Genomic DNA, 14807 nt, shown 5'->3' on the forward strand with positions numbered 1-14807 from the left:
TCCGATGTGGTCGACAGACCGGCGCCCCTTCGCGACGATGTGGGGATGGGTGTCGACGAGGGTGGCGGGGCCTTCCGGGCCCTGGTGGTCGAGGACGAGGTGGATCTCGCTCAGGTCGTCGTCTCGTACCTCGACCGGGCGGGTTTCGCGGTGGAACACGTCGTCGACGGTCTGGGCGCGGTGGAGCGTGCTCGCGCGTCGGACCCGCACGTGGTCGTTCTGGATCTCGGTCTGCCCAGCCTGGACGGCATCGAGGTGTGTCGTCGGTTGCGCATGTTCTCCGACGCCTACGTCGTGATGCTCACGGCGCGGTCCGATGAAGTGGACACCCTCGTCGGCCTCGGCGTGGGCGCGGACGACTACGTCACCAAGCCGTTCTCTCCCCGGGAGCTGACGGCACGGGTGCAGGCGATGATGAGGCGACCTCGGACCGCGCAGCACACCGGGCCTCGGAACGTCATCGTGATCGGCGACCTGGAGATCAATCTGGACGCCCGTGAGGTTCGCGCCGCGGGGGGCCTCGTCCCCCTGACACGAACGGAATTCGATGTCCTGGAGGCGCTCGCACGCCACCGAGGCGTGGTTCTGACTCGACACCAGCTGATCGAGATGGTCTGGGGGGCGGGCTGGGTGGGCGACGCCCACCTCATCGACACCCACGTCGGGCATCTCCGCAGAAAACTCGGCGACGACGCCGCGGTGGGGAAGTACATCCGGACCGCGCGAGGGGTGGGCTATCGGATGGGAGAGGGATGATCATGGGGCGGCGTTCTCCCGGATCGGGTTTCGCTCGACGTCTGCTCATCGCGCAGAGCGCGGTGGTTGTCGCAGGCGCGCTGACCGCGGCGGGTATCGCCGCCGCGATCGCCCCCGGCCTGTTCCACAAGCACCTCATCGAGGCAGGTGTGGCGAACATCCCGATGGGTGTGGAGCACGCCGATCGCGCCTTCCGCTCGGCTCTGGTGCTGTCGCTCGGCGTCGCGTTGCTCGTCGCCGTCCTGTTGAGCATCGGTGTGGCGTGGTACTTCACGCGCCGGATCCAGCAGTCGATCGCATCGGTTGCGTCCACCACAGCCGACATGGCCGAGGGCCGCCTCGACACCCGTGTCGGACCGTCCGGCCTGGGTGCTGACTTCGACCGTCTCGGTGAGTCGATCAACGTCCTGGGTGAACGGCTCGCCGCGACCGACGGAGTCCGACGACGGCTGATGTCGGACCTGGCGCACGAGATGCGGACGCCGGTCGCGACCATCACCGCGCAGGTCGAGGCCATCGAGGATGGTGTGCGGGAACCCGACGCCCGGACGCTGCAGGCGATTCGCGCCGCGGCCGGTCGTCTGCATCGTCTGGCGGCAGATCTCGGCGCGGTGTCGACGGCTGATGAGGAACTCGCGCTGACCGCCGAGCTGGTCCCCGTCCGGCAGGTCGTCGACGACGCGGTGACACTCGCGCTCCCGCGCAGCCGGGATTCCCGGGTCACGCTCGACGTCGGTGACGTCGACGACGTCGCCGTCGAGGTGGATCTCGACCGCGTCGGTCAGATCATCGGTGTCCTGCTCGACAACTCGCTGCGCCACACGCCCGCCGGCGGGACGGTACGCATCGGCGCGACGGCCGCGGACGGCGGCGTCGACGTCGTCGTGGCCGACACCGGCGAGGGCATCGCCGCCGGCGACCTCCAGCACGTCTTCGACCGGTTCTTTCGCGGTGACTCCGCCCGCAGTACCGCGACCGGTGGCAGCGGCATCGGTCTCACCATCGCCAGGTCGCTCGCGCACGCGCACGGCGGAACCCTCTCCGCGGCGAGTGACGGCCGAGGCCGGGGTGCGCGTTTCACGCTCCGTCTGCCCGTCGCCGCGCGTCGGGTGTCAGTCCCGGGACGGGTCGCCGCCCATGTGGGCGAGCATCGGTAGACCGCCGGTGCGGACGAACCGGGTCACCAGGATGGCGGCGAGCGCGAGCGCAACGATGTTCAGCCAGGTCGTGTAGTTCCACGAGATCCCCTGGTCGGGAATGTGCGCGCTCGACGGATCGGGCACGAGGCCGAGTCCGGAGAACAGGGCGTCGACGATCCAGCCGGCGATCACCATAGCGGCGTAGAAGGTGGCCGCGATCCGGATCGTCATCGCGGTCCCGTAGTACTTTCGGTAGATGTTCAGGATCGGCGCGATGAGCAGATCGGCGAAGATGAACGCCACGACGCCACCGAAGCTGATGCCGCCGGTCCAGAGCACCACCGCGAGCGGCACGTTGCCCACCGAACACACGAAGCTGATCACCGCGACCAGCGGTCCGATGATCGGCCCCCACACCGCGGACGCCAGGGGGTGGCCCTCGAAGAACAGTGCCCGCCAGACGCTGTCGGGAACCCACGCAGCCACGGCGCCGGCGATCAGGACACCGGCGATGATGTCCTTGTAGATCGCCGCCCACTCCATCGCGAAGATCTCCGACACCGAGGTGAACGCCTTGCGGGAGAACAGGCGCCGCCAGAAGCCGGCGTCGGAGGCGACGGACATGTCCATGCCGGCATGCCCCTCCATCGAGCCGGCGATGCCTTTGTCCGCCTGCTCGCGTGCCGCCGCGATGACCCGCTCGCGCAGGATGATCCGGAAGATCACCGCGACCAGCACGATGATGATCGGACCCCCGACGAACTCGGCGAGTGTGAACTGCCACCCCATCAACAGGGCGAGGACGACGCCGAGCTCGATGACCATGTTCGTCGACGCGATCTCGAAGGCCATTGCCGAGATGAACGACGCCCCCCGGCGGAAGAGTGAACGTGCCAGTGCGACAGCGGCGTACGAACACGACGACGACGCCATGCCGAATCCCGTGGCGACCAGCAGCTCGCGTGGCCCGTCCCCACCGAGCGCGCTGGTGATCGCCGACTTGCGGACGACGGACTGGATGACCGCGGAGATCGCGAAGCCGAAGACGAGTGGCCACAGGATGGTCCACGCCATCGAACCGGCGACCTCGAGGGCGTGCAGGACTGCGTGCATGGCGTGCTCCTCCGAGGTCCGGCGTCAGCGGCGGTGGTCGAGGTCGTCGAGCATCGAGCGCATCTCGGCGGCGGTGATCTCGCCGCGTGCGTATCGCATCTCGATCACATCACGAGCGGTCCCCTCGTGAACTGTCGGCTCCTTCGTCACGACCGTGCCCCGACCTCGATCGCCGCGCATCACGACGACAGCGACGACACCGACGACGACCACCACCAGGAACACGATCACGACCCAGAAGCCGCCGATCCCCATCCCCGCGCCGTTCATCATCGCGTGCCCTTCCGTAGTCCTTACCCGTGCCCCGTTGGGTATACGGATGGCACGGCGTCGGTTGCAACAAGGCGCCGTGACCGAGGTGTCGCGTTCGTCCGTCTTTCGGAGAATCACCGGGCGAGTGAGCAGGGTGTATGGATTTCGTGGTGTCGGTGTGTGGAGTTTGCGTGAAGCCTGCACCGCATGCGCTTTCAGCGTCCTCACAGCGGACGTCGTGCACGGTGTTCTCATGTCTCTTCGTGCGCGTGCTGCGACCACGCTCGTCCTGGTTGCCGCCGTGCTGGGTCTCGGGCTCGCGATCGCGGTCCATCATGACCCGGCCGCCGGCGCCGACAATGCGACGCTGCGCTGGTTCCTCGACCACCGGACGCCCTGGGCGACGCATCTCGCGACCGCTCTCAGCACCGTCTTCGCACCGATGTGGGTGGCGATCGCCGCCGTCGTCGTATCAGTCGGACTGATCCGGCGTGACCAGATCCTCGACCGGGGAATGCGTGTTCTCGGGACCGTCGCGATCGCGGGTGCCCTCGCTGAGGTGTTCAAACTGGCGATCAACCGGTTGCGGCCTCCCACGATCGACCAGATCGGATCGCCGGAAGCCGCGGCGTCGTTCCCGTCCGGACACGTGACGGGTACCGCCGCTCTGTTGCTCGCCGCGGCGCTGACGGTGACGGCATCGCGCGCCGCGCGGACCACCGCGATCACGACGGCGTCGCTGCTGAGTGCCGCCGTCGCGGTGTCTCGGCTCTACCTCGGCGCCCACTGGCTCACCGACGTGGTCGCCTCCATCGCGGTCGCCGTCGCCGCGGTGATCGCGGCGCCGGTGGTCGTCGACGCCGTGCTCGCCGCACTCCGACCGCATCTGCCGCTGCGACTGCGGTCGATGGTGGACGTCGGCGGACGGACATCGGTCGAGGCCGCACGATGAGCCTGACCCTCCTCGGCCTCGCCGCCGCGTGGATCCCCTGCTCGGTGGCCACCGCACTGGTGGTCGCCCGCGGGATCTGTATCGCCGAGCGTGCGGAACGCCACGCAGCGGACGAGGTGACCGCCCGCCGGTGATGTCCCGACCGCGAGCCGGGCGTTCGAACCGCCTGAGCCCCATGCAGTTCGTCGTCGGGTTCGGCGTCGTCAGCATGCTCACCGACATGGTCTACGAGGGCGCCCGATCGATCACCGGGCCGTACCTCGCGACGCTCGGGGCATCGGCCGCACTCGTCGGGCTCATCACCGGCGCAGGCGAGGCCGTGGCGCTAATTCTACGGATGGTGACGGGGCCGCTCTCCGATCGCATCGGGCGGCACTGGGACCAGTCGATGCTCGGTTATGCGATGACCGCGGTCGCCGCACCCCTCATCGCCGTCACCGCTGCCCTGTGGTCGGCATCGGTCCTCATCGTCGTCGAACGCTTCGGAAAAGCCGTCCGTACGCCGGCCCGGGACACGATGCTGGCGCAGGCGAGCGCTGGTCGTCGTCGGGGACACGTGTTCGCGGTGCATGAGGCCCTCGATCAGTCCGGGGCGCTCCTCGGACCTCTGCTCGTCGCGACGATGGTCGCGGTCGTCGGATACCGCGCCGGGTTCGCCGCGCTGGCCGTGCCCGGTGCGCTCGCCCTGCTCGCTCTGTTGTGGTTGCGCCGAACCGTTCCGATGCCCGGGGCCTACGAGAGTTCGACGGTGTCCGCTGCCGCCGGCGCCGAGCAGAGAGGGCGGCTTCCCGCGCAGTTCTGGCGCTATGCAGCGTTCACGGCGGTCGCGATGGCCGGCTCGTCGACGTTCGCGGTACTCGCCTTCCACATGCACGAGCGTCACGTCGTCGCCGACGCGCTCATACCTGTGGTCTACGCGGCCGCGATGGCTGCAGCGGCGGTCGCGGCGATCGCGTCGGGGCGCCTCTACGATCGCGTGGGCACGCGCGCGTTGCTGATCGCCCTCCCGCTCGCCGCCATTGTGCCCACGCTGGCGTTCACGACGTCGACCGCGCTCGTGGTCACCGGAGCCGTGATCTGGGGTGCCTCGATGGGGATCCACGAGTCGACATTTCGAGCGGTCGTCGCCGAACTCGTCCCGCCGTCACGCCGTGGCACCGGATTCGGGGTGTTCGCGGCGGTCTACGGAGTTGCCTGGCTGGGCGGGTCCGTGCTCATCGGCGCGCTCTACGAGCGCTCGGTCCCGGCTGTCGTCGGCTACACGGTGCTCACCCAGGTCATCGCCGGGGTGATGCTTCTCGCGATGGCGGGCCGCCCGCGATTCGGCGAAACTCTCCCCCTCGGGTAGAGTTCACCGCGTTCCGCGACGAAGCCGCCGCCTGCCGGCGTGCGCGGCCCTCGCGACCACCCGAGAGCGCAACGACGCGCCCATCCCGCTTGCATCCCGGCCACGGCCGAACGGAGTCGCCTCTTGTCCACATCTGTTGTCGGCGTGTCCACCGAACCGAGTCCCGCTGCGCTGCAGTCCGTCCTCGGTGCGATCCGGTCGCCGAAGCGGCTGCGCACGGAAGTCCTCGCCGGCCTCGTCGTGGCGCTCGCCTTGATCCCCGAGGCCATCTCGTTCTCCATCATCGCCGGCGTCGATCCCAGGGTCGGGCTGTTCGCGTCGTTCACCATGGCCGTCACGATCGCGATCGTCGGCGCGCGACCGGCGATGATCTCCGCGGCCACCGGGGCCGTCGCGCTCGTCGTGGCTCCACTGGTGAGAAGCCATGGCCTGAATTACCTCATCGCGACGGTGATCCTCGCGGGCCTCATCCAGGTCGTCATCTCGGCGCTCGGTGTCGCGAAGCTCATGCGGTTCGTCCCGCGCAGCGTCATGGTGGGATTCGTCAACGCTCTCGCGATCCTCATCTTCCTGGCGCAGCTGAAGAACCTCATCGGGGTGCCCTGGTTGGTCTACCCGCTCGTGGTCGTCGGCATCGCGATGATCGTCCTGCTGCCGCGCATCACGACCGTGGTGCCCGCGCCGCTCGTCTCGATCGTGCTGCTGACGGCGGCGACGCTCGTCTTCGGCTGGAGTCAGGTCCCCACCGTCGGTGACGAGGGCGAACTCCCGTCGAGCCTGCCGGCGTTCCTGATCCCCGACGTGCCGTACACGCTGCAGACCCTCGGCATCATCGCGCCGTACGCCGCGACGATGGCGGTGGTCGGTTTGCTCGAGTCGATGATGACGGCGACCTTCGTCGACGACATCACCGACACCCATTCCGACAAGACCCGCGAGGGCGTCGGGCAGGGCGTCGCCAACGTCGTCACCGGGTTCTTCGGCGGCATGGGCGGTTGCGCGATGATCGGCCAGACGATGATCAACGTGAAGGTGTCCGGTGCGCGCACGCGGATCTCGACGTTTCTCGCCGGTGTGTTCCTGCTGACCCTCGTCGTGGGCCTCGGCGACATCGTCGCGCTGATACCGATGGCGGCCCTCGTCGCGGTGATGGTCATGGTGTCGGTCGGGACGATGGACTGGCACAGCATCTCGCCGCGCACCCTGCGACGGATGCCGAAGAGCGAGACGCTGGTCATGCTCGCGACGGTGGCCGTCACCGTGGCCACGAACAATCTCGCCTACGGCGTCGGCGTCGGCGTCCTCACCGCGATGGTGCTGTTCGCTCGTCGGGTCGCGCACCTGACCGAGGTCGTCGACGTGGCCCACCCCGACGAGGACACACGTGTCTACGCGGTGCGCGGGGAGTTGTTCTTCGCGAGCAGCAACGACCTCGTCCACCAGTTCGACTACGTCGGCGACCCCGCGAACGTCGTCCTCGACATGAGCGATGCGCACATCTGGGACGCGTCCACCGTCGCCACGCTCGACGCCATCACCGGGAAGTACGCGGCGAAGGGCAAGTGCGCCACCATCGTCGGCTTGAACGACGAGAGCGCGGGTCGCCATGCCCGGCTCAGCGGCCGCTTGACCGGTGCGCACTGAGATGGCGTCCGACGAGCGCCCCGCGCTGCGCAAGATCGGCGAGGTCGCCGAGGCGACCGAACTGTCGATCAAGACGATTCGCCACTACGACGAGGTGGGGTTGGTCCAGCCGTCAGCCCGATCAGCCGGCGGCTTCCGGCTGTACACACAGGACGACGTCGACCGTCTGCTCACCATTCGCAGGATGAAGCCGCTCGGGTTCTCGCTGGAGGAGATGGGGGAGGTGCTCGAGGCGATCGACGCGTCGACCGCCGACGGCACATCCGCCGCGACGCGGCAGAGCGCACGAGAGGTACTGCTCGCGTTCAGGACACGAGCGGAGGAGGCGTGTGAGGGGCTGCGCGTGCAGCTGGACTACGCGCGCGAACTCACACGTCGACTGGGCGACGTCGTTCTGTGACGCCGCTCAGTCGAGCGGCACCCAGCACGTGCCTGACCAGAAGCCCCATGTCCCGGTGACCGAGCTGCCGACCGGGACGACCTCCCGTCCGAGGTAGAGGAACGGTGCGTGGCCGTCGGGGTCGTGCACCGCGGACACCGACGGGCAGGTCGGGATCGTGGGATCGTGATCGTTCTCCGCTGCTCTGGCGGATGCGGATCCGGCTGTCGCGACTGCGATGCTGCCGGCCAGGATGGTCGCGGCGGCGGACAGTGACGTTCTCTTCATTGAGAATCACCGACTTCTCGAGATCGACGGGACGCGTCGTCGTCGACGCACCTTCGATGGTGACCCCGTCACCCTGAGAGGACGTTGAAGCGGTGGTGGAGGCTGCATCACGATCGGGTGGAGGCTGAGCCGTCGACACCGACTGGCGGGCCCGGTTGCGCTACCGGCGGTCGAGGCGTCGGACGAGATCGTCGACGCGGCTGGCGATGTCGTCGCGGATGAGGCGCATCCGCTCCATGCCCTCGACGCCGCGTCCGGACGGTTCGTCGGTGTCCCAGTTCTCGATGGTGACGCCGGGCGGTGGGTTGACGATCGTGGCCTCGCGCCCGAGGGTGATGACGTGATCGACGCGGCCGAGCAGGCCGGGATCGATGGGCTTGGGATGCCCGTCACTGATGTCGACATCGATCTCGCGTAGGCACTGAAGGGATTGCGTATTCACAGCTGATCCGGGTGCCGTTCCGGCGGAGTGGATCTCGACGCGATCGCCGACGGCGGCGCGAAGGAGCCCGGCGGCCATCTGTGACTTGCCGGCGTTCTTCACGCAGACGAACAGCACGCTCGGACGGCGCGCCACGGGATGCGCCTCAGGCATCGTGGCGGACTCTCTGCGATGAACCCGTCGCGAACCTCCGGCGTAGCGCCAACGACACGTAGACCAATGCGACCAGGACGGGGACCTCGATGAGCGGGCCGACGACACCCGCGAGAGCCTGTCCGGACGTGGCGCCGTAGGTCGCGATGGCGACGGCGATGGCCAGCTCGAAGTTGTTGCCCGCGGCGGTGAACGCCAGCGTGGTGGTGCGTTCGTAACCCAGGCCGACCGCCGCGCCGAACGCATATCCTCCGCCCCACATCACGGCGAAGTAGACGAGCAGGGGGAGTGCGATCCGGGCGACGTCGAGCGGACGCGAGGTGATCTGATCGCCCTGGAGTGCGAAGAGGATGACGATCGTGAACAGCAGACCGTAGAGCGCCCACGGGCCGACGCGCGGGATGAACATCCCCTCGTACCAGTCGCGACCCCGGGCCTTTTCCCCGATCCGCCGTGACAGGAAGCCTGCGACGAGGGGGATCCCGAGGAAGATCACCACGGATCTCGCGATCTGCCAAGCCGAGGTGGAGATCGTGGTCTGTTCGAGCCCCAACCATCCGGGCAGCACCGACAGGTAGAACCAGCCGAGAACAGCGAACATGACGACCTGGAACACGGAGTTGATCGCGACGAGAACCGCGGCGGCCTCGCGGTCACCACAGGCGAGGTCGTTCCAGATGATCACCATCGCGATGCACCGCGCGAGACCGACGATGATGAGGCCCGTCCGGTACTCGGGGAGATCCGGGAGGAGCAGCCACGCGAGCGCGAACATGAGCGCCGGCCCGACGATCCAGTTCAGGACGAGGGACGCTCCGAGCATGCGGCGGTCGCCCGTCACCGTGTCGAGGCGGTCGTAGCGGACCTTCGCCAGCACCGGGTACATCATGACGAGTAATCCCACCGCGATGGGCAGTGAGACGCCGTCGACAGAGATCGCGGAGAGCAGGCGGTCGAGACCCGGAACCAGGGCACCCACACCCAATCCGAGGGCCATCGCGAAGCCGATCCAGACCGGCAGGAATCGGTCGAGGGTGGACAGTTTCCCGACGACAGCTGCGTCGTCGCGCGTCGCAGTCGTCACGAGGTGACCAGACCGGCGGTCGACCCCGGGGTGGCGACGTCGAGGACCGTCGAGAGTCGTTGTGCCGCAGCGGGAACGATCCAGTAGTAGACCCAGGTCCCGCGGCGCTCGCAGTCCAGCAGCCCCGCCGATCGCAGGACCTTCAGGTGATGCGAGATCGTCGGCTGGGAGAGGTCGAACGTCGGCGAGATGTCGCACACGCAGGCCTCACCACCCTCGTGGCTCGCGACCAGGCTGAGCAGCCGCAGCCGTACGGGGTCGGCAAGCGCCTTGAACATCAGCGCCAGATCGGTTGCAGCGTCCGGTGACAGCGGCTCTCGGAGCAGAGGAGCGCCGCACGCCGCCGCTTGTTTCGACATCGTTCTATATTGACGACCGACTAATCAGGGGTCAAGAGTAGCGGCCCTGCAGATCGTCGTCCGCGTCCCGGCGTCAGCGCCGCCGGACGAGTGTGCGACCCACGCCGCCGACGATCAGCGAGACGATGATCGCGACACAGATGGCGATTGCCCACGAGCTCAACGGCGCACTGCAGACGAAGCCGAACGTCGATTCGTCGGCACGATGATGCACGCGACCACTCGCCAGCAGGAACGTGATGGCAAAGGCCGCGACTGCGCTGTACGCGCTGGCGACACGTGTGAGACCACCGACCCCGCGCTCGTCGACCACCGCCGGAGTATGACCTGTCGATGCTGAGAGGACGCTGAAAGAGGAGACGCGCCAATCGGACACCGGTTGCCATCCCGCTGCTATGGTCCGGAGGAGCGTGCAGCCGAGAACGCGGTCTCCCTCCGGCGACCGGATCGAGAACGGAGTCGACCGTGGCGTGGACCCCCGAGGTGGGTGCGGACGTGATCGCCTTCGCCGACTCCGATCGCAGTGTGACCGGGAAGGTCGTCGAGGACTTCGGTGACAGTGAGACCTACCCGGTGGATGTGAACTCGACCCGCATCGCCGACGCCGCGCGTCGATTCGCGGTCCTCACCGACGACGGCGGCCTCGTGTTCGCCGACACCGCCGACCTGCGGCCGCGCGGTGAGACGCCCGCGTGATCACTCCGCGGTGATGTGGACCGCGTGTCGCGCGGTGTTCATGTAGCCCTTGGGGTTCCAGACGTCAGCGCTGTCGGCGGGTTGCTGACCCCCGCCGGTGTCCCGCGCTCGGACGACGATGGTGTGGGCGCCGGGCGTGAGTTCCGTGGCCAGCGTCCAGTGCCGCCACGACCACAGCGCGGACTCCGTCTCGAGATCCGCTGATCGCCAGGTCGAGCCGCCGTCGACGGACACCTCGACGGCCAGGATCCGCTCTCCGTGACCGGAGACCGCGTAGCCGCGAATCGTCGTCCATCCAGCGTGCACCGCGCTCCTGTCGGTGGGCAAGACGATCGCGGACGTCACGGCGGTGGCGTCGAGCTCCACGCCGACATCGGCTCCCGGCTCCTGCCCGGGAGCGAGCATCCGATACGCGACGCGCTGGAAGTGGTTGTCGGACGGCCCGTCCTGCGCGGTGATCCGCTGGACCCACTTGACGCTGCGTGCGCCGATGTAACCGGGGACGACAACGCGAACCGGGCCCCCGTGCACGGCGGGGAGAGGGGCGTCGTTCATTGACCATGCGAGAAGGACATCGTCGGACATCGCTTTCGTCCGGTCGATGGATCCGCCGAAGGCCTGAGGTGGGTCGGCTTCCGAGGCGAGGTCGGGGGCGTCGAACGCGACATGGGTCGCCTCATCGGTGATGCCGGCGTCGTCGAGGACATCGCGAAGGCGCACACCGGTCCACCGCGCGGTCGAGATCGCGCCGACGTCCCAGGGAGCCTCGCCCGGGATGTCTCGGACGGCCATCAGTTCGGCGCGCCGATTGCCCGCGCACTGGAGCGTGGCCTCGACGGTGTGGCCGGCGAATCGGGACTGGAGGCCGTCGAGACCGAGTCTGAGCGATGTACGGACCATCCCGTCGACCACCAGCTCCCACTGGTCGGAGTCGACCCGAGGGACCGGCCCGTGTCCACGCACGTAGAACGATCCCGGCTCGGTGATGTGGTCACCCAGGCGGTGCGGCGGGGTCTCGGCGTTGAACGGTTCGTCCTCGTGGACGATCAACGGCGCCTCTGCCATGGTGCGCTCCTCCTCGGTCATCGACTGCAGTCGAGTGTCCTCGTCGGGCACCTCCGGCGAGACCTCTCGACATTCGTATACCCCCATGGGTATAGTCCTGGTCATCCGACCGACCCGCAGGGTCGGTCCACACATCGGAAATTACCCCTAGGGGTACCCAGGAGGAGGCGAGATGAACATCGACTGCCACGTCGACCCGGCGTGTCCGTTCGCGTGGGCCACGTCGCGGTGGTTGACCGATGTCGCGGGTCGCCACGACGACGTGACGCTGACCCTGCGGCAGATGAGCCTGGCGGTCCTGAACGCCGACGCGATCGCGAGCGGCAACATGGATCCCGGAATGGCCCACCACATGGAGATCTCGCGTGCCGGCGGCCGGCTTCTCGCGGCCGCGCCCGACGAGTCCTTCGCCGAGCTGTACGCCGCACTCGGCCGGCGGATCCATCTCGATCACGCCGACGTCGACACCGACGTCGCCCGGGCCGCGCTCGAGGAGTGCGGACTCGATCCGGCTCTCGCGGCGGCGATCGACGATCCGGCTCACGACGCTGCGGTCGCGGACGCCCATGCGGCCGCTGTGGCCGCTTACGGCGAGCCGTCGGGCACGCCGCTCGTGACGGTCGACGGTCGCACCTTCTTCGGGCCGGTGATCACCGAGATCCCGACGGGCGACGCCGCGGACGACCTGCTCGACGCGCTGGCCGTCGTCGCCCGCACGCCGGCATTTGCCCAGCTCCAACGACCCCGCTCGGGGCCGCCCACCCTCACGACGACGCAGGAGGACTGACCCATGTGCCACGCGGTGACCTGCAGGACATGCGGCAAGACGACGTGGGCCGGGTGCGGTCGACACGTCGAATCCGTCAAGCGACGGGTACCCGACTCGCAGTGGTGTGACGGCCACGCGAGCACCGCGACCGGATCGATCTTCTCTCGACTGACAGGACGGAAGAAATGACGAGCACCGACACCACCGCGCCACCCGATCGGTCGGGCGCCGATCCCGAGGCCTCGCCACCGGGTGTTCTCGGCCGCATCGGCGGCTGGGGCGGCGACCACCGTCGGGTCGTCTTCGGCGTGTGGCTCGCCGCGATCGTCGTCCTCGGCGCGTTCGCACCCTCGGTGTTCTCGTCCCTCGCCGGTGCCGGATGGCAGGCGAACGGCTCCGAGTCGGTCGCCGTGCGCGACCTCGCGCAGAAGCACTTCGGCGGCAACGCCTCGTCGGCGGTCCAGGTCGTCGTCCACTCGAACTCGGCGACCGTCTCGGACCCGTCCATGCAGGCGGTGCTCACGCAGGTCGGTCGTGAGCTCGGGACGGACCCCCGCTTCGGTGAGATCGTCGCGCCGCAGCCCGGGATGACGATCAGCCGCGACGGTCACACCGGCATCCTCATCGCCGGCGCGAACGCGTCGACCGACGAGATGGTGAACGCCGTCGACGATCACAAGTCGCAACTGACCGCGTTGTCGAAGAACGGAGTCGAGGTCTATCCCACCGGTGCGTCGGCGCTGTGGGCCGACTTCAACAAGGCCAATCACGACGCGATGATCAAGGCCGAACTCTTCTCGTGGCCGGTCACCCTCGCCATCATGGTGTTGGCCTTCGGGTCGCTGGTCGCGGCCGGTCTGCCACTGCTGCTGACCATCGCGGGACTCGTCGCATCCGCCGGTGGCCTGGTGCTGCTCAACCACATCACCCCGATCTCGGTGTGGGCCATGAACTTCGCGATGATGTTCGCCCTCGCGCTCGGTATCGACTACGCGCTGTTCGTCGTCTCGCGGTTCCGAGATGCGCTGAAGCAACGGGGCAACCGACGACAGGCCGTCGTCGACACCATGGACACCGCGGGCAAGGCCGTTTTCCTGTCGGGACTCACCGTCCTGGTGAGCCTCTCGGCCGTGCTGCTGGTGCCCGCTCCGGCGGTGCGCACCATGGCGGTCGGGATCATGCTCGCCGTCGTGTTCGTCCTGCTCGCGACCCTGACCCTGCTGCCCACCGTGCTCGGTGCCCTCGGGCCGAAGGTCAACGCCGTGTCGCTGCCGTATGCCAAGAAGCAGGAGCACCGCTCGCCGGTCTTCCACCGCTGGGGCTCGCTGCTGCACAGGCATCCGTGGCCGTTCGCCGTCGTGTCGCTGGGGATCCTGGTGCTCCTGGCGCTACCGGTGTTCGGGCTCAAGGTCGCGATGCCGTCGATCTCGGTCGTCCCGCAGGATGCGCCGGTGCGGCAGGGATACGCCCTGGTGCAGGAGCAGTTCGGTCCGGGTGCGCCCGGGGCCCTGCAGATCATCGCCCCGGCGGCCGACGCGCAGACCGCTGCGACGGCCGCGTCGTCGAGCCCGGGCATCGCGATGGTCACCCCGCCCCAGCCCGCGCGTGACGGCTCGGGATACGCGCTGATGCAGGCGATCCCGACCGTGGACCCGTCGAACGCTCAGATGGGGTCGATCCTCGACACCCTGCGCAACCGGCTCCCGGTCGACGCTCTCGTCGGCGGTGCGCCGGCGGAGAACCTCGATCTGCAGACGGCCCTGAACGACTACCTGCCGATCATCGTCGGCGTCATCCTGGTGATGGGCTTCCTGCTGCTGCTCGTCGCCCTGCAGGCGCCGCTCATCGCGCTGATGGGAACGGTTGTGAGCCTGCTCTCGACCGGCGCGGCGTTCGGTGTGGCGAAGCTGGTCTTCCAGGACGGCCACGGGGCGTCGCTGCTGGGCTTCACCCCGCAGGGATTTCTCGACGGGTGGGGACCGGTGTTCTTCTTCGCGATGATCTTCGCCATCGCGATGGATTACACGGTGTTCCTCCTGGCCACGGCCAAGGAGCACTACGAGAAATCGGGCGACCCGCACACGGCGCAGATCGACGGCATGGCGCACTCGGGCCGCGTCATCTTCGCGGCGGCCGCGGTGATGGTGGCGGTGTTCTTCAGCTTCGCCCTCGCCGATCCGCTCCCACCGAAGGAGATGGGCATCATCCTGGGTGTGGCGGTCCTGCTCGACGCGGTGTTCATCCGGCTGATCCTGCTGCCGGTGCTGCTCCGGATCACCGGCCATGCCGGCTGGTGGTCACCCGCGTGGCTGAAGCGGATCCTGCCGTCCATCAGCTTTGCCCACAACTGACCTCACGACAATCGACA

The 14807-nt window shown here is 68.4% G+C and carries 19 protein-coding genes; 11 read left to right on the forward strand and 8 right to left on the reverse strand.

Features of this window, described 5'->3' with window-relative positions; genetic code table 11:
• The first annotated feature begins 45 nt into the window (after positions 1–45).
• Positions 46–756 carry a response regulator transcription factor gene (locus LX12_RS06590; protein ID WP_253653713.1) on the forward strand — a complete coding sequence of 237 codons (711 nt, stop codon included), beginning with the start codon at positions 46–48 and terminating at the stop codon, positions 754–756.
• 2 nt (positions 757–758) lie between these two features.
• Entirely contained in the window at positions 759–1913 is a 1155-nt protein-coding gene (locus tag LX12_RS06595) for a sensor histidine kinase (protein ID WP_253653714.1), read from the forward strand.
• Here LX12_RS06595 and LX12_RS06600 read toward each other — a convergent pair.
• Entirely contained in the window at positions 1869–3008 is a 1140-nt protein-coding gene (locus LX12_RS06600) for a permease (RefSeq protein ID WP_253653715.1), read from the reverse strand. The genes LX12_RS06595 and LX12_RS06600 overlap by 45 nt on opposite strands.
• A gap of 24 nt (positions 3009–3032) precedes the next feature.
• Complete coding sequence (locus LX12_RS06605) at positions 3033–3281, reverse strand: hypothetical protein (protein WP_253653716.1); 249 nt, start codon at positions 3279–3281, stop codon at positions 3033–3035.
• Positions 3282–3513: 232 nt separating this feature from the next.
• On the opposite strand from LX12_RS06605, the gene LX12_RS06610 reads away from it, so the two are divergent.
• The 5 genes from LX12_RS06610 to LX12_RS06630 all read left to right on the forward strand — a co-directional run bounded on the left by LX12_RS06610 (position 3514) and on the right by LX12_RS06630 (position 7604).
• Positions 3514–4212, forward strand: coding sequence for a phosphatase PAP2 family protein (locus tag LX12_RS06610; protein WP_253653717.1), 699 nt, complete (start codon positions 3514–3516; stop codon positions 4210–4212).
• Positions 4209–4346 carry a hypothetical protein gene (locus LX12_RS06615; RefSeq protein ID WP_253653718.1) on the forward strand — a complete coding sequence of 46 codons (138 nt, stop codon included), beginning with the start codon at positions 4209–4211 and terminating at the stop codon, positions 4344–4346. The genes LX12_RS06610 and LX12_RS06615 overlap by 4 nt, the downstream gene beginning before the upstream one ends.
• 41 nt (positions 4347–4387) lie before the next feature.
• Positions 4388–5560 carry an MFS transporter gene (locus tag LX12_RS06620; protein WP_253653719.1) on the forward strand — a complete coding sequence of 391 codons (1173 nt, stop codon included), beginning with the start codon at positions 4388–4390 and terminating at the stop codon, positions 5558–5560.
• A gap of 144 nt (positions 5561–5704) precedes the next feature.
• Positions 5705–7204, forward strand: a complete 1500-nt coding sequence (locus LX12_RS06625) for a SulP family inorganic anion transporter (RefSeq protein ID WP_253653720.1) — start codon at positions 5705–5707, stop codon at positions 7202–7204.
• 1 nt (position 7205) lies between these two features.
• Positions 7206–7604 carry a MerR family transcriptional regulator gene (locus tag LX12_RS06630; protein ID WP_253653721.1) on the forward strand — a complete coding sequence of 133 codons (399 nt, stop codon included), beginning with the start codon at positions 7206–7208 and terminating at the stop codon, positions 7602–7604.
• Positions 7605–7610: 6 nt separating this feature from the next.
• Here the strand turns inward: LX12_RS06630 and LX12_RS06635 are convergent, their stop codons facing one another.
• From LX12_RS06635 to LX12_RS06655, 5 genes are all read right to left on the reverse strand, one after another.
• Positions 7611–7871 carry a hypothetical protein gene (locus LX12_RS06635; protein ID WP_253653722.1) on the reverse strand — a complete coding sequence of 87 codons (261 nt, stop codon included), beginning with the start codon at positions 7869–7871 and terminating at the stop codon, positions 7611–7613.
• Positions 7872–8031: 160 nt separating this feature from the next.
• On the reverse strand, positions 8032–8466 hold the full coding sequence (locus LX12_RS06640; protein ID WP_253653723.1) for an arsenate-mycothiol transferase ArsC: 435 nt from the start codon (positions 8464–8466) through the stop codon (positions 8032–8034).
• Entirely contained in the window at positions 8459–9550 is a 1092-nt protein-coding gene (gene arsB, locus LX12_RS06645) for an ACR3 family arsenite efflux transporter (RefSeq protein ID WP_308213973.1), read from the reverse strand. Before arsB ends, LX12_RS06640 begins: the two co-directional genes overlap by 8 nt.
• Positions 9547–9909, reverse strand: a complete 363-nt coding sequence (locus LX12_RS06650; RefSeq protein ID WP_253653724.1) for an ArsR/SmtB family transcription factor — start codon at positions 9907–9909, stop codon at positions 9547–9549. The genes arsB and LX12_RS06650 overlap by 4 nt, the downstream gene beginning before the upstream one ends.
• Positions 9910–9982: 73 nt before the next feature.
• A complete protein-coding gene (locus LX12_RS06655; protein WP_253653725.1) occupies positions 9983–10222 on the reverse strand; it encodes a hypothetical protein in 240 nt (79 codons plus the stop codon).
• Between the two features lie 152 nt (positions 10223–10374).
• Here LX12_RS06655 and LX12_RS06660 point away from each other — a divergent pair, with 152 nt between their 5' ends.
• Entirely contained in the window at positions 10375–10605 is a 231-nt protein-coding gene (locus tag LX12_RS06660) for a hypothetical protein (RefSeq protein WP_253653726.1), read from the forward strand.
• Here LX12_RS06660 and LX12_RS06665 read toward each other — a convergent pair whose 3' ends face one another.
• On the reverse strand, positions 10606–11757 hold the full coding sequence (locus tag LX12_RS06665; RefSeq protein ID WP_253653727.1) for a sulfite oxidase: 1152 nt from the start codon (positions 11755–11757) through the stop codon (positions 10606–10608).
• A gap of 85 nt (positions 11758–11842) precedes the next feature.
• On the opposite strand from LX12_RS06665, the gene LX12_RS06670 reads away from it, so the two are divergent.
• The 3 genes from LX12_RS06670 to LX12_RS06675 are packed head-to-tail and all read left to right on the forward strand — an operon-like array spanning position 11843 to position 14790.
• Positions 11843–12457, forward strand: a complete 615-nt coding sequence (locus tag LX12_RS06670; RefSeq protein ID WP_253653728.1) for a mycothiol-dependent nitroreductase Rv2466c family protein — start codon at positions 11843–11845, stop codon at positions 12455–12457.
• A gap of 3 nt (positions 12458–12460) precedes the next feature.
• Positions 12461–12628, forward strand: coding sequence for a DUF8730 family Cys-rich protein (locus tag LX12_RS22390; RefSeq protein WP_505011337.1), 168 nt, complete (start codon positions 12461–12463; stop codon positions 12626–12628).
• The gene (locus tag LX12_RS06675; protein WP_253653729.1) at positions 12625–14790 is read left to right on the forward strand and encodes an MMPL family transporter; all 2166 of its coding nucleotides are present in this window, start codon (positions 12625–12627) and stop codon (positions 14788–14790) included. The genes LX12_RS22390 and LX12_RS06675 overlap by 4 nt, the downstream gene beginning before the upstream one ends.
• Positions 14791–14807: the final 17 nt, after the last annotated feature.

This window comes from Williamsia serinedens, from assembly GCF_024171725.1.
Classification (GTDB): domain Bacteria; phylum Actinomycetota; class Actinomycetes; order Mycobacteriales; family Mycobacteriaceae; genus Williamsia_A; species Williamsia_A serinedens.

Bases quoted from the DNA above. Each gene is read 5' to 3' on its own strand.
- LX12_RS06590 (WP_253653713.1), top strand. From the start codon at position 46: ATGGGTGTCGACGAGGGTGGCGGGGCCTTCCGGGCCCTGGTGGTCGAG.
- LX12_RS06595 (WP_253653714.1), top strand. From the start codon at position 759: ATGGGGCGGCGTTCTCCCGGATCGGGTTTCGCTCGACGTCTGCTCATC.
- LX12_RS06600 (WP_253653715.1), bottom strand. From the start codon at position 3,008: ATGCACGCAGTCCTGCACGCCCTCGAGGTCGCCGGTTCGATGGCGTGG.
- LX12_RS06605 (WP_253653716.1), bottom strand. From the start codon at position 3,281: ATGATGAACGGCGCGGGGATGGGGATCGGCGGCTTCTGGGTCGTGATC.
- LX12_RS06610 (WP_253653717.1), top strand. From the start codon at position 3,514: ATGTCTCTTCGTGCGCGTGCTGCGACCACGCTCGTCCTGGTTGCCGCC.
- LX12_RS06615 (WP_253653718.1), top strand. From the start codon at position 4,209: ATGAGCCTGACCCTCCTCGGCCTCGCCGCCGCGTGGATCCCCTGCTCG.
- LX12_RS06620 (WP_253653719.1), top strand. From the start codon at position 4,388: ATGCAGTTCGTCGTCGGGTTCGGCGTCGTCAGCATGCTCACCGACATG.
- LX12_RS06630 (WP_253653721.1), top strand. From the start codon at position 7,206: ATGGCGTCCGACGAGCGCCCCGCGCTGCGCAAGATCGGCGAGGTCGCC.
- LX12_RS06635 (WP_253653722.1), bottom strand. From the start codon at position 7,871: ATGAAGAGAACGTCACTGTCCGCCGCCGCGACCATCCTGGCCGGCAGC.
- LX12_RS06640 (WP_253653723.1), bottom strand. From the start codon at position 8,466: ATGCCTGAGGCGCATCCCGTGGCGCGCCGTCCGAGCGTGCTGTTCGTC.
- LX12_RS06650 (WP_253653724.1), bottom strand. From the start codon at position 9,909: ATGTCGAAACAAGCGGCGGCGTGCGGCGCTCCTCTGCTCCGAGAGCCG.
- LX12_RS06665 (WP_253653727.1), bottom strand. From the start codon at position 11,757: ATGGGGGTATACGAATGTCGAGAGGTCTCGCCGGAGGTGCCCGACGAG.
- LX12_RS06670 (WP_253653728.1), top strand. From the start codon at position 11,843: ATGAACATCGACTGCCACGTCGACCCGGCGTGTCCGTTCGCGTGGGCC.
- LX12_RS22390 (WP_505011337.1), top strand. From the start codon at position 12,461: ATGTGCCACGCGGTGACCTGCAGGACATGCGGCAAGACGACGTGGGCC.
- LX12_RS06675 (WP_253653729.1), top strand. From the start codon at position 12,625: ATGACGAGCACCGACACCACCGCGCCACCCGATCGGTCGGGCGCCGAT.